13 protein-coding genes are annotated in these 12,481 nt (G+C 71.1%); 2 read left to right on the top strand and 11 right to left on the bottom strand.

The annotated features are described in order from the left end of the window. Positions 1–156 precede the first annotated feature (156 nt). From HH310_RS20325 to HH310_RS20310, 4 genes are all read right to left on the bottom strand, one after another. Complete coding sequence (locus HH310_RS20325) at positions 157–912, bottom strand: NmrA family NAD(P)-binding protein (RefSeq protein WP_169177171.1); 756 nt, start codon at positions 910–912, stop codon at positions 157–159. Positions 913–981: 69 nt separating this feature from the next. Then, on the bottom strand, positions 982–2,292 hold the full coding sequence (locus HH310_RS20320; RefSeq protein WP_312034225.1) for a DUF6596 domain-containing protein: 1,311 nt from the start codon (positions 2,290–2,292) through the stop codon (positions 982–984). Between the two features lie 11 nt (positions 2,293–2,303). After that, a complete protein-coding gene (locus HH310_RS20315; RefSeq protein ID WP_169177170.1) occupies positions 2,304–2,636 on the bottom strand; it encodes a YciI family protein in 333 nt (110 codons plus the stop codon). A gap of 96 nt (positions 2,637–2,732) precedes the next feature. Next, on the bottom strand, positions 2,733–5,489 hold the full coding sequence (locus HH310_RS20310; RefSeq protein WP_169177169.1) for an RNA helicase: 2,757 nt from the start codon (positions 5,487–5,489) through the stop codon (positions 2,733–2,735). Positions 5,490–5,565: 76 nt separating this feature from the next. Between HH310_RS20310 and HH310_RS20305 the strand changes: the two genes are divergently transcribed. Next, entirely contained in the window at positions 5,566–6,300 is a 735-nt protein-coding gene (locus HH310_RS20305; protein ID WP_169177305.1) for an HAD family hydrolase, read from the top strand. Between the two features lie 100 nt (positions 6,301–6,400). Here HH310_RS20305 and HH310_RS20300 read toward each other — a convergent pair whose 3' ends face one another. The 7 genes from HH310_RS20300 to HH310_RS20270 all read right to left on the bottom strand — a co-directional run bounded on the left by HH310_RS20300 (position 6,401) and on the right by HH310_RS20270 (position 11,336). Then, the gene (locus HH310_RS20300) at positions 6,401–6,694 is read right to left on the bottom strand and encodes a hypothetical protein (RefSeq protein WP_169177168.1); all 294 of its coding nucleotides are present in this window, start codon (positions 6,692–6,694) and stop codon (positions 6,401–6,403) included. Between the two features lie 41 nt (positions 6,695–6,735). Then, positions 6,736–7,635 carry a diacylglycerol kinase family protein gene (locus tag HH310_RS20295; RefSeq protein WP_169177167.1) on the bottom strand — a complete coding sequence of 300 codons (900 nt, stop codon included), beginning with the start codon at positions 7,633–7,635 and terminating at the stop codon, positions 6,736–6,738. Positions 7,636–7,647: 12 nt separating this feature from the next. Next, positions 7,648–8,613, bottom strand: a complete 966-nt coding sequence (gene tatC / locus HH310_RS20290) for a twin-arginine translocase subunit TatC (protein WP_169177166.1) — start codon at positions 8,611–8,613, stop codon at positions 7,648–7,650. 9 nt (positions 8,614–8,622) lie between these two features. Then, positions 8,623–8,952 carry a Sec-independent protein translocase subunit TatA gene (gene tatA / locus HH310_RS20285; RefSeq protein ID WP_169177165.1) on the bottom strand — a complete coding sequence of 110 codons (330 nt, stop codon included), beginning with the start codon at positions 8,950–8,952 and terminating at the stop codon, positions 8,623–8,625. A gap of 166 nt (positions 8,953–9,118) precedes the next feature. After that, on the bottom strand, positions 9,119–9,346 hold the full coding sequence (locus tag HH310_RS20280; protein ID WP_169177164.1) for a hypothetical protein: 228 nt from the start codon (positions 9,344–9,346) through the stop codon (positions 9,119–9,121). 9 nt (positions 9,347–9,355) lie between these two features. After that, a complete protein-coding gene (locus HH310_RS20275; protein WP_211192399.1) occupies positions 9,356–10,306 on the bottom strand; it encodes a YafY family protein in 951 nt (316 codons plus the stop codon). Positions 10,307–10,352: 46 nt separating this feature from the next. Continuing rightward, positions 10,353–11,336, bottom strand: coding sequence for a YafY family protein (locus tag HH310_RS20270; protein WP_169177162.1), 984 nt, complete (start codon positions 11,334–11,336; stop codon positions 10,353–10,355). A gap of 157 nt (positions 11,337–11,493) precedes the next feature. On the opposite strand from HH310_RS20270, the gene HH310_RS20265 reads away from it, so the two are divergent. Then, complete coding sequence (locus HH310_RS20265; protein WP_169177304.1) at positions 11,494–12,471, top strand: cation diffusion facilitator family transporter; 978 nt, start codon at positions 11,494–11,496, stop codon at positions 12,469–12,471. Positions 12,472–12,481 lie beyond the last annotated feature (10 nt).

Genomic DNA, 12,481 nt, shown 5'->3' with positions numbered 1-12,481 from the left:
ACTTTCCAGACCAGCCAGCCAGGCATGGAGAGACCAGGCCGGCACCACCTCAGACTTTCCACACCAGCCGGCCAGGCCCGGAGAGACCCGGCCGGCAAGACCTCAGACTTTCCACACGCTGGTGGCCGCGGCGTCCCTTGCATAGTCCGCGAAATCCTAGGCGGGCCGGCCCAGCGCCTCGCGCACGCCGTCCGCCGGCTGGGCGTTGCGGCCGTCGAGCACGGTCGTGAACACGTCGCCGAGCTCCACCGGCAGGCCGTGCTCGCGCAGGATCTGGGCGTACTCGGTGCCGCTCACCGGCCGGTACGTGATCGTCCGTCCGGTGGCGTGGCTCAGCTCGGCCGCGACGTCGTCGAAGCTGAGCGCGCGCGGTCCGGTCAGCTCGTACCGTTTGCCGTGATGACGCGGGTCGGTGAGGGCCGCGGCCACCACGTCGGCGATGTCGTCCACGTCGACGAACGGCTCCACCATGGCCCCGGCCGGGATCACGATCTCGCCGGCGAGCACCGCGTCCAGCAGGAAGTCCTCGCTGAAATTCTGGCTGAACCAGGCGCACGTCACCACGGTCCAGGCGGTGCCGGCCTCCTGCATCGCGCGCTCCGCCGCCTGCGCGACCTCTTCACCGCGCCCCGACAACAGGACCAGATGCCGTACGCCCATACCAGCAGCCAGTTGCGCGATTCTGCCGACTTTCTCGGCGGCGCCCGGGAGCGCTAAGTCCGGATAAAAGGTGATGTACGCCGCGCGCACCCCGTCCAGCGCCGGCGCCCACGTCCCCTCGTCGTCCCAGTCGAAGCGCGGCTCACCCCGTCGTGATCCGATTCGGACATCGATCCCTTGTGCAGTCAGTCGTTCCGCGACCCGGCGCCCGGTCTTGCCGGTACCGCCGATGAGAAGCGTCGTGTTATTCATGCCTCTCAGTACAGCGACTCACGCTGAGACGCAGAATGGCCGAGAGCCTCAGCCACATAAGCCAGGCTCTCACTGGCTAGCCCGGCCACCGTCGGCCACCTCGGGCGGCGCGGCGCTGCCTTCGGCCACCCCGGGCGGCCCGGCGCTGCCGTCGGCCACCTCGGGCGGCCCGGTGCTGCCTTCGGCCACCTCGGGCGGCCCGGTCACCGACTCCAGGCTCTCCGCGAGAAACCGCTTCTCGGCGGCGTTCGACGTCAACTCCCGAGCCTCCCGGTACGCCTCGGCCGCCTCCCGCCGCCGGCCCAGGCGCCGCAGCAGATCCGCCCGGACGGCATCCCGCATGTAGTGCCCGTCCAGCCCGTCGAGCCCGTCCACGATCTCCAGCGCGACGGCCGGACCGTGCACCTCGGCGACGGCGACCGCCCGGTGCAGCGCGACCACGGACCCTCCGGCGTGGACGGTCAATTGGTCGTACAGGGAAAGGATCTGTCGCCAATCGGTCTCGGCGTCGCTGTGCACGGCGTTGATCGCCGCCTGGATCTGGTAGGGGCCGGGCCGCCCCCGCCGCAGGCACTGCCGGACGAGTTCGCGCCCCTCCGACACAAGCCCCGCGTTCCACCGGCCGCGGTCCTGGTCGGCGAGCCGGATCAGCCGCCCGTCGGCACCCACCCGGGCCGGGCGTCGCGCGTGGATGAGCAGCATGAGCGCGAGCAGCCCGCGCGCCTCGGGTTCGTCCGGCATCAGAGCGACGAGCCGCCGCGCCAGCCGGATCGCCTCGGCCGCCAGGTCGTCGCGGGTGAGGGTGTCGCCGCCGCTCGCCGCGTACCCCTCGTTGAAAATCAGGTAGAGCACCGCCAGGACCCCGGGCAGCCGGTCCGGCAGTTCCTCGTCGCGCGGTATCCGGTAGGGAATGCCCGCATCCCGGATCTTCCCCTTGGCACGCACGAGACGCTGCGCCATGGTGGACTCCGGCACCAGGAACGCCCGCGCGATCTCCGCAGTGCCGAGCCCGCCGAGCAGCCGGAGCGTGAGCGCGACCCGCGCCGGAAGCCCCAGCGCGGGGTGGCAGCAGATGAAGATCAGCCGCAGTTCGTCCGCACGTGGTGAGGTGTCCATGAGCCGCACCGCCTCCGCCTCCTTACCGCCGCGCACCGCTTCGCGGCGGACCCGGTCGACCGCCCGGTTCCGTGCCGCCGTGATGATCCACCCGGCCGGACTGGGCGGCACCCCGTGCGCCGCCCAGTCCACCAGGGCCGCCGCGAAAGCCTCCTGAACGGCTTCCTCCGCGAGGTCGATGTCGCCGAAGTAGCGGATGAGCACCGCGACGGCCCGCCCGTACTCGCGCCGGAAGACCCCCTCGACCCCACGACGGTCCACCACGACGAGCCTCCTCACGCCAGCGGGCGAACCTCGATCGGGAGCGGGGCGACGATGTCGGCCATGCGTCCGGCCCAGGTCAGCGCCTCGTCCAGGTCCTCCGCGTTGATCACGGTGAAGCCGCCGAGATGTTCCTTGCCCTCGGTGAACGGGCCGTCGGTGAGCAGCCCGCCCGCGCGGACGACGGTGGCCGTGGAGCCGGGGTGCAGGCCCGCGTGAAAGACCCAGGTGCCGGACGCGCGCATCTCGTCGTTCAGCGTGGCCAGGCCCTGCATGATCGGGTCGAGGATCTCGGGCGGCGGCGGGTCGCCGTCGGGCTGGTAGATGCTGAGCAGGTACTGCTTCATGGTGTCCTCCTCGTTCGTTGTCTACCCCTACACGAACGGGGACACCCCGGAATCGACAGCCACGGTCAGTTTTCGGGCAGCGGGCGTACGCCGTGACTACATCCCGGCCTGGTAGGCCAGCACCCCCCGGTTGACCTCGTTGATCGCCTTGCGCGCCGTCTCCCGCACTCCGGCCGACGCCGACGCCGCGTCCTTGATCTGGCCCAGCAGGTCCAGCACCTGCCGCGCCCACCGCACGAAGTCACCGGCGGGCATGTCGGCGTCGTAGTTGTGGCCGCTCGCCAGCACCTTCGCCAGCGGCTCGCCGCGGGACCAGCGGTACATCGGCCACACGAAACCCTGGTCCGGCTCGCGGGTCAGCGACAGGCCGTGCTCGGCCTCGTCGCCCGCGATCTCGGCCCACAGCTTGGTGCCGGCGTCGACGGCGTCGGTGATCGGGCCCTTCGGCACCGAGGCGCGGTCGTCGCCCTCGCGGCGCGACTCGTACAGCATCATCGACACCGCGGCCGCCAGCTCGGCCGGGTCCAGACCCTCCCACACGCCCTGGCGCAGGCACTCGGCGACCAGCAGATCCGCCTCGGACCAGATGCGGCCCAGCATGCGGCCCGCCTCGGTGACCTCGCCGTCGGCGGACAGGTAGCCGCGCTCGGTCAGCACCGCGCAGACCTGGTCGAACGTGCGGGCCAGCGAACCCGTCCGCCCGGCCACCTTGTCGCGCAGCGCATCCGTGTCGCGCTGCAGGCGGTGCCGGCGCTCGGCCCAGCGGGCGTGCTCCTCACGGTCCGGGCAGGCGTGGCACGGATGCTGCCGGAGCTGCACCTTGAGCAGCGCGATCTCCGCGTCCTCGCCCGGGTTGCCCCGCCGACCCCGGCGGCTCTTGGCGTCGTGGCGGTCCAGACCGGTCGCGCTGACCTGGGCGGCGAGGTCGCGGCGGGCGGCGGGCGAACGGTGGTTGAAGTGCTTCGGGACACGGATGCGGTCCAGCACCTCGACCTCGCCGGAGAAGTCGGCGGCGCTGACCCGGCCCGCCCAGCGATCCTGGGTGAGCACCAGCGGCCGCGGCTCACCGAACCCGCCGCTCGGTGCCTCGAGCACCACGGCCAGCCCGGACCGGCGGCCCTGCGGCACCCGGATGACGTCGCCGATGCGCAGTTTCTCCAGCGACTGCACCGCCGCGTTCCGCCGCTGCGACGCACCCTGGCGGGCCATCGCGCGCTCCCGGTCGGCGATGGCGACCCGGATCGCGAAATACTCGTCGAAGTCGCCGTGGTGGCAGGCCGCGTCCTCGGCGTACGCCTGCATGGTGTCCACATTGCGCTGCACCTGCCGGGCCAGCCCCACCACCGAGCGGTCGGCCTGGAACTGCGCGAACGACGACTCCAGCAGGTCGCGCGCCTGGTCCGCGCCGACCGTGCCGACAAGATTGACGGCCATGTTGTACGACGGGCGGAACGACGACCGCAACGGATAAGTCCGCGTGGACGCCAGACCGGCGACGTGCCGCGGGTCGACCTCGGGGCTCCACAGCACCACCGCGTGGCCCTCGACGTCGATGCCCCGGCGCCCGGCCCGGCCGGTGAGCTGGGTGTACTCCCCCGGCGTCAGGTCGACGTGCGCCTCGCCGTTGAACTTCACCAGGCGTTCCAGCACGACGCAGCGGGCCGGCATGTTGATGCCCAGCGCCAGGGTCTCGGTGGCGAACACCGCCTTGACCAGGCCCTGCACGAAGCACTCCTCGACCGCCTCCTTGAAGGCGGGCAGCATGCCGGCGTGGTGCGCGGCGACGCCACGCTCGAGCCCGTCGAGCCACTCCCAATAGCCGAGGACGGACAGATCCTCCCGCGGGATCGAGGCGACCTTGGCCTCGGCGATGCGCCGGATCTCCGCGCGCTCGTCGGCGTTGGTGAGCCGCAGCCCGGCGGCCAGGCACTGCTGCACGGCGGCGTCGCAGCCGGCACGACTGAAAATGAACAGGATCGCGGGCAGCAGGTCGGCGCGTTCCAGCCGGTCGACCACCTCGTACCGGGGCGGCGGCTGCCAGCGCCGGCCACGGCCGCCGCGATAACCGCCGGGACCGGCCCGCTCGGTGAGATCGAGCCGGCGCATCATCTCGCGCGTGTAGCGCAGCAGCTCGGGGTGCACGTCGTGTTTCTTGGCGGCGTCGGCGTCGTGGAACAGATCGTGCATGCGCCGGCCGACCAGCATGTGCTGCCAGAGCGGGACCGGACGGTGCTCGCTGACCACCACCTCGGTCTCGCCGCGCACGGTGACCAGCCAGTCGGCGAACTCCTCGTAATTGCTGACCGTCGCGGACAGTGAGACCAGGGTCACGGACGCCGGAAGGTGGATGATCACCTCTTCCCAGACCGCGCCGCGGAACCGGTCGGCGAGGTAGTGCACCTCGTCCATCACCACGTACGCCAGGCCGTTGAGGCTGGCGGACCCCGCATACAGCATGTTGCGCAGGACCTCGGTGGTCATCACCACCACCGGGGCGTCCCCGTTGATCGCGTTGTCGCCGGTCAGCAGGCCGACCTTGTCGGCGCCGTAGCGTTGCACCAGGTCGTGGTACTTCTGGTTGGACAGCGCCTTGATCGGCGTGGTGTAGAAGCATTTGCGCTGGCCCGCGCGCAACGCCAGGTGCACCGCGAACTCGCCCACCACCGTCTTGCCGGCGCCGGTGGGCGCGCACACGAGCACGCCGCTGCCACGCTCCAGGCTCTCGCAGGCCGACCGCTGGAAATCGTCCAGATCGAAGCCGATGTCGAGCATGAAGTCGTCGAGCGCCGGAAACTCGGCCTGCCGGGCCGCCCGCCGCTTCGATTCCGCATACCGTTCGGCGGGACTCGTCATGAACACAAGGCTAGTTCGTCGGTACGACAAGTTGCAGCACCGGCAGTCGGTCCGCGATCGCCTGGGACCGGTCGGTATGGTGCAGCACGTGCCGGAAGCCGCGGAAAGGACCCAAACACCCGTGGATGCAGTGCTCTTCGACTTCCACGGCACGCTCGCGCAGGTCGAGGACTCGGTTCGCTGGGTCCAGAGGGCCGCGCTCGCTCGGGGTCGCGAGATCGACAAGGCACGTGCGACGGTGCTGGCCGACCGCCTGGTCACGGCCGGGCGCGCGGGCGGCCCGCTGCCCCATCGGGTGCCGCCGCATCTGGCCGATCATTGGTCCAGCCGTGACCTGTACGCCGAGAGCCACCGCGCCGCCTACACGGGACTCGCCGCGACGGTCGCCACGGATGTCGACGGCCTGGCGGACGCGCTCTACGATCGGCTGCTCGACCCCGACGGCTGGCTTCCGTACGCGGATACCGAGGCCACCCTGCGTACGCTGCACGAAGCGGGTGTCAAGGTCGCGGTCGTCAGCAACATCGGTTTCGACATCCGGCCGCACTTCGCCGCGTGGGGGCTGGACGGCCTGGTCGACGCGTTCGCGCTGAGCTACGAGGTCGGCCGCACGAAGCCGGACCCGGCGATCTTCCTGCGCGCCTGCGGGATGCTGGGGGCCGACCCGGAGCGCACGCTGATGGTCGGGGACTCCCCGGCGGACGCGGGCGCGGTCCAGGCGGGTTGTGCGGCGCTGGTGCTGCCGGCGGCCGAGCCGGGCCGTCCGAACGGCCTGGGCGCCACGCTGGCGCTGGCCGGCTGCTCCGCCTGAGAGCCGACTGCACCGCTTGAGGGCCGGCCGACGGCTGATGGGGCCCGCCGGACATTTCCGAAATTTCGGAAATGTCGCTCAGGCGGGCGGTAAGCGGGAATCAGGCGTAGGCGTCGAGCTTCGCGCCCTGCCGGCGACCGATGGCGGCCTTCGGCTCGCGTTGCTCGGCGGAGGTCGCGACCGGCGCCGCAACGACGGGCGCCGAAGCGGCAGCATCCACGGCGACCGACGCGGCGTCCCCGCCGGCGGGCCGCGCCTGCGTGGCGTCCCCGGCAGACCGCGCCTGCGCGGCGGCGTCCCCGGCGGACCGCGCCTCGGTGCCGGCGGCCGCGACGGCCAGCCCCTTGAACGTCGAAACGGCGGTGGACGCGAACGAACCGAGCGAGAGCGACATGCCTACCCGTTCGGCCGCCCCCACGGAATCTGACCGCGAACTCACCGCAGCAACCGAACCGCACCCGGCACACACGAGATCTCGAAGGCCAGCGGCCCGACACGCTCCCCGTCCGCGTACCCGACGACGCCCTCGGACCGCAGCCGCACTCGCCTCGCCCGGAAGACCGTCACCCGCGGGTCACGCACATGCGTCCCACGACGCATCCGCGGTTTCAGGCGCACCAGCGCGGCCCGCCCCAACGGCTCCGCGATCACCACGTCGAGCAACCCGTCGGCCGGGTCGGCGTCCGGCAGGATCCGCATCCCGCCCCCGTAGCTGGCGCAGTTCCCGACCGCCACCAGCGTCCCCTCGAATCCGTGATCGGCGTCGTCGAGCACCAGCTCGTAGACCCGGGGCCGCGGCCGCACGAGCTCCAGCGCGATCGCCAGGTCGTACCGCCGGGGCCCACGCGGCCAGCGCATCCGGTTCGCCCGCTCGTTGACCAGCGCGTCGATCCCCGCCGCCAGCACCGCCCCGAACCACCGGTCGGACTGCCCCGCTCGCTCAATGCGAGCCAGATCGATGCGGTGGTCACTCCCGTCACGCAGGGCCGCGCCGATCGCCTCCGCGGCCTCAAACAGGTTTCCCCGTACGCCGGTGCCCGCCGCGAAGTCGTTGCCGGTACCCGCCGGCACGACTCCCAGCGGCACCGTCGTCCCCGCGACGGCCTGCAGGACACGATGGACCGTCCCGTCCCCACCGATCGCGACGACCGCGGCCGCACCACCGGCCACGGCCGCCTGACACGCCTCTTCGGCCTCTTCACTACTGGCCGCCGTCAGGGTCCGAACCGGATGACCGGCCGCCCCGAGCCGTCGCACCACCCCGGAAACCAGATCGCGGTGCCGGCCGCGCCCCGCTCTCGGGTTGGCCAGCACCGCGATCTCGTCGCTTTTCACGGCGGGAGGGTACTACGTCATGTCGTCGAAACGACCCTCCAACGGGCGGGGTTTCGCCACCGGTTCGGGCGCGTCGATCGGCGTCGGACCGTCGATCGGGTCGGAGGCGCCGACCGGGACCCGGTCGTCCTCGAGCGGCGAGATGGTGTCGTCGTCGAGGTCCGCGTAGATCTCCTTGCCGCGGCCCTTGCGTTTGTCGTTGATGGCGGCCACGCCCACCGCGGCGAAATACAGGATGGTCATGCAGGCCGCCAGCAGAGTCATGCCGAACGGGCCCGGATCGGGCGTGGCGATCGCGGCGAACGCGAACGACAGGAAGATGACGATCCGCCACCAGCTGACCAGCCGCCGCGCGGAGACCACACCGGTGAAGTTGAGCATCAGCAAGATCAACGGGAACTCGAACGCCACCCCGAAGAGCAGGATCATGCTGGTCACGAACGATGTGTATTTCGTGACCTCCAACTGTGTCGTGCCGCCGATGACGCCGGCGTCCATGATGAACGCCAGGCTGTGCTTCACGACGAGGAACGCGAGGATCGCGCCGGCGACGAACAGCGGGGCGGCGATCGCCACGAAGACGTACGCCCACTTGCGCTCGTGCTTGTGCAGGCCGGGCGCGATGAACGCCCACAAGTTGTACATCCACACCGGGGCGCCCACGATGAGGCCCACCCACAGAGCGATCTTCAGGCGCAGGATGAGCTGGTCGCCGACGCCTAGCACGAGGAACCGGCATTCGAGCTGGCCGGTCTTCGGGTTGAGCTGCCACGACGTGTCGAGCGAGCAATATGGCTGTTCGAGCTGGTGGAAGACCCACTTGCTGATGATGAAACCGACGATCAGGCCGGCGACGATACCCAGCGACGCCCAGAACAGGCGGTTACGCAAGTCCCGGATGTGCTCGATGAGCGTCATCGAGCCATCGGCCGCCTGCTGGAACTTCGTCGGCCCCCGGCGGCGCAGGGTCAGAGCCATGGTGCCGGGTCAGCGGTCGTTCGTGCGCTGCACGGGATCGACGAACGGCGGCTGCTGCTGGGGCTGCGGCTGCTGGTAGCCCTGCGGCGGCGGCGCCTGCTGGTAGCCCTGCGGCTGGCCGGGCTGCTGCACGTCACCCTGCAGCGGCTGGCGGCCGTACTGCGGTTCGGCCTTCTCAGCGACGTCGTTGTTGTCGTCGACCAGGCCCTTCGTCTCCGCCTTGATGATCCGCAGCGAGCGGCCGAGCGACCGGGCGGCGTCCGGCAGCCGCTTCGCGCCGAACAGCAGCACGAGGACGACAACGAAGATTGCGATGTGCCATGGCTTGAGGGCGCCCATGGAGAACTCCAGTCGATCGGATCAGGGTGTGCGGGCTCCATCGTACGTGTCAATTCCGATGAAGTAGCCCGTCGGACCGTTGCGGTTTTCGCGCCATTCCGGCGAAGTCTGGGACAACAAGGAAGGAACAGATCACGCTACCGGCCACGAAACCGCGCTGTAAAGATTACTTGCGGTTGCGGCTCAGCTCGCCGACCCTTTCCTCCAGGTTTGCGACGGTCCGCTGCAGCTCCTCGGCGACCGCTTGCAGGGCCATCGCCTCGTCCCGGCGGTGCTGGAGCTTGGCGGCCGCGCGGGCCAGCCCGCCCAGCCGGCCGAGCAGCCGGGCCGCCACGACTCCCATGATGACCACCGCGACCACGACGACGGCGATCCAGATCCAGAGCACTAGCACGGCGACACCCTACCGGGCCGGGGCGCTGTATTGGTCGAGCGCGGCCGTGGCCTGGTCACGGATGCGGGCCAGCAGCTCCGGCGGGCCGAGCACGGTGACGTCGCGGCCCATGCCGAGCAGCAGTCGCTGCGCCCAGCCCAGGTCGGTGACCCGCATCGTCACGATCCACTCGTGGCCGTCCCGGCGGATCTCCTCCACCGGGTAGTACTCGGTGATCCACCGGCTGTGCCGCCCCACCCGCAGCGTGACCAGCGGCAGGTCGGCGGTGGGCCGGAACACGCCGGCGCTGACGTCGTGCGGCACCGCCTCGCGCGGCGGCGCCGACGGCTCGTCCAGCTCGGTGAACGCGTCGATGCGGTCGGCGCGGAACAGCCGGGTCGCCTCGGCCCGGCGGCACCACGCTTCCAGGTACGCCCGTCCGCCCACCATCAGAACCCGCATCGGGTCGACGATCCGTTCGGTGGTCTCGTCGCGCGCCGCCGTGTAATACGTCATCGCCAGCGCGTGCCCGCTCTCCACCGCGGCCCGCAGCCGGTCCAGCCGTTCCGCGTTGGCCGGCAGCCGCACCTCGACCGGAGTGCCGGCCAGGTCGCCGGCCGCGTGCTCGATCTTCGCGAGCGCCCGCTCGATCGCGTCCCGGGTGCCGGTGCCGGGCGTCTCGGCGAGCATCCGCAACGCCACCACCAGGGCGAGCGCCTCGTCCTGGGTGAGCCGCAGCGGGCGGTCGATGCCGGCGTCGTGGCTGATCGTCACCCGGTCGCCGTCGATCGCCATGTCGATCAGGTCGCCCGGACCGTAGCCGGGCAGCCCACACACCCAGAGCAGTTCGAGATCCTCGTTCAGCTGCTTCTCGGTGACATGGAACTCGGCGGCCACCTCGGAGATGAGGATGCCCGGCCGGGTCAGCAGGTACGGCACGAGGTTGAGCAGCCGCCCCAGACGATCCACGGATGGTGTCATGCTGAGCCTCCTGGGCATGCCCTCCTGGCCCTGCGCGTGCAGTCGGTCATGCCGGGACTCCCTCGTGCCTCGCCACGACCTCTTTGAGCTGCTGGATGACCGCCTCGCGCACCTCGGGCGGGCCGTCGACGCGGACGTCCGGCCCGTACCCGGCCAGCGTCGAGGCGAGGCGCTCGGCGTCCGAGTACGGCACCGTGAGCCGGTCGCCGTCCGGGCCGGGCAGCGCCTCCACGGCCCAGCGCCGCAGACCCGCCGCGCGGCCGGGACGCACCGTCACGGTGGCGCGCCCGGTGTGCGGCACCGACGAGTCCCAGCCGACCACGTGGCTGATGAGGTCGGCGTTCTCGGGCGGGGTGAACGCGCCGGGCCGGCCGGCCGCCCGCACGTTGCCGACGATGCGGGACAACCGGAAGCACCGGGTGGCGTCGCGGTCGCGGTCGTGGCCCACCACATACCACCGGCCGCGCCAGCACACCACGCCCCACGGTTCGAGCCGGCGGGTCATCGGGTCGTCCACCTCGGGCACCCGGTAGCTGAACGTCACCGCACGACGGTCACGCGCCGCGGTCGTCAGCGGGCCGAACGCCGGGTCGACGGTGACCACCGGCTCCACCCCGAGGGTCGCCTGCGGGTCCACCTCGACGCCGGCCGCCCGCAGCTTGGCCAGCCCGGACGAGGCGGCGGCGGCGAGCCCGGCGTGCTGCCAGAGCCGCGCCGCGATGCCCACGGCGGCGGCCTCGTCGGGTTCCAGGATGATGTCCGGCAGGGCGTACTCGCGGTGGGCGATGCGGTACCCCGGTTCCTGATCGAACACGCTCGCGGTACCGGTCTCCAGCGGGACACCCAGCTCGCGCAGCTCCGCCTTGTCACGCTCGAACTTGCGCTGGAACGCCTCGTGGTCCTTCGGGTCCTCGGGGTCATGCTCGTAGCCGGGGACGGTCGCGGCGATCTGCGCGGCGGTGAGAAACCGTCGCGTGGACAGTAGGCAGATGACCAGGTTGACCAAACGCTCGGTGCGGGTCCGCGACACGAGAGGCAACGTTAACAGCCTGGACGACTCTGTGACGCACGCGGAAGGCCCGTGTGGTTATTCGTAACCGGCTAGGGGAAGAATCGATCAGGTGACACCACCCGAGACCCCCGACGACCAGGCACGCGTCGGTCTCGCGGCCGCCGAGCCGCTCCCTTTGCCGGAAACTTCCGACCAGTCCGAAGAACCGCAGAACGAAAGCGTCGGCACGGTCATCATCGCCGGCGTCGCGAACCTCGTCATCGCCGCCGCCAAGCTGTTCGCCGGCGTGCTCTCCGGGTCGGCCGCGATGCTGTCCGAGGCGGCGCACTCGCTGGCCGACACGGTGACCGAGATCTTCCTGTTCGTGGCTCTGCGCCGGGGCAGCCGCCCGGCCGACGAGGACCACCCGTTCGGATACGGCAAGGAAGGTTACGTCTGGGCCTTCATCGCGGCGCTGTTCACCTTCATCGGCGGTGCCGGGTTCTCGATCTACCACGGCGTCACCACGATCATCGACGGCGAGCACACCGGGGACTACCTCTGGTCGTACATCGTGCTCGGGGTCTCGTTCCTGGCCGAGGGCACCTCGTTCCTGCGCGCCAAGCGTCAGGTGGCCGGCGAGTCGGCGCGCTGGGGCATCTCCCCGTTCCGGTTCCTGCGGCTCACCCCGGACACCACGGTCAAGGCGGTCTTCTTCGAGGACTCGGCGGCCCTGATCGGCCTGATCCTGGCCGCCGCCGGTCTCGCCCTCTCGCAGCTCACCGGCGACGAGATGTTCGACGGCCTGGCATCGATCGCGATCGGCGTGCTGCTGTTCTTCGTGGCCGGCATCCTGGCCCGCAGCAACGCGTCGCTGCTGGTCGGCCGCGCGGTGCCGCGCCGGATGCACAACCAGATCGCGGAAGACCTGAACAGCATCCCGATCGTCGAGGACGTGCCGACGCTGATGACCATGCAGCTCGGCCCGGGCGACATCCTGGTGGCCGCGAAGGTCGACTTCCGCGACGACGTCTCCGCCGCCGAGGTGGAGGCGGCCTCGGACGAGGCGGAACGCCGGTTGCGGGCCCGATACCCGGCCATCCGGTACGTGTTCCTGGACCCGACGCGCGGCATGCCCGGGCGCAGCCACGTCGACGGCGGGCTCGACTTGTAAGGTTCGCGCC

Origin of the sequence: Actinoplanes sp. TBRC 11911 (genome assembly GCF_012933445.1) — a bacterium.
Lineage (GTDB): Bacteria > Actinomycetota > Actinomycetes > Mycobacteriales > Micromonosporaceae > Actinoplanes.
The sequence above is the reverse complement of the archived record's forward strand: the minus strand, read 5'-3'. Positions and strand labels throughout refer to the sequence as shown.

Coding starts and splice junctions, on each gene's coding strand:
- HH310_RS20305 (WP_169177305.1), top strand. CDS start 5,566: ATGGTGCAGCACGTGCCGGAAGCCGCGGAAAGGACCCAAACACCCGTG.
- HH310_RS20325 (WP_169177171.1), bottom strand. CDS start 912: ATGAATAACACGACGCTTCTCATCGGCGGTACCGGCAAGACCGGGCGC.
- HH310_RS20300 (WP_169177168.1), bottom strand. CDS start 6,694: ATGTCGCTCTCGCTCGGTTCGTTCGCGTCCACCGCCGTTTCGACGTTC.
- HH310_RS20275 (WP_211192399.1), bottom strand. CDS start 10,306: ATGACACCATCCGTGGATCGTCTGGGGCGGCTGCTCAACCTCGTGCCG.
- HH310_RS20310 (WP_169177169.1), bottom strand. CDS start 5,489: ATGACGAGTCCCGCCGAACGGTATGCGGAATCGAAGCGGCGGGCGGCC.
- tatA (WP_169177165.1), bottom strand. CDS start 8,952: ATGGGCGCCCTCAAGCCATGGCACATCGCAATCTTCGTTGTCGTCCTC.
- HH310_RS20315 (WP_169177170.1), bottom strand. CDS start 2,636: ATGAAGCAGTACCTGCTCAGCATCTACCAGCCCGACGGCGACCCGCCG.
- tatC (WP_169177166.1), bottom strand. CDS start 8,613: ATGGCTCTGACCCTGCGCCGCCGGGGGCCGACGAAGTTCCAGCAGGCG.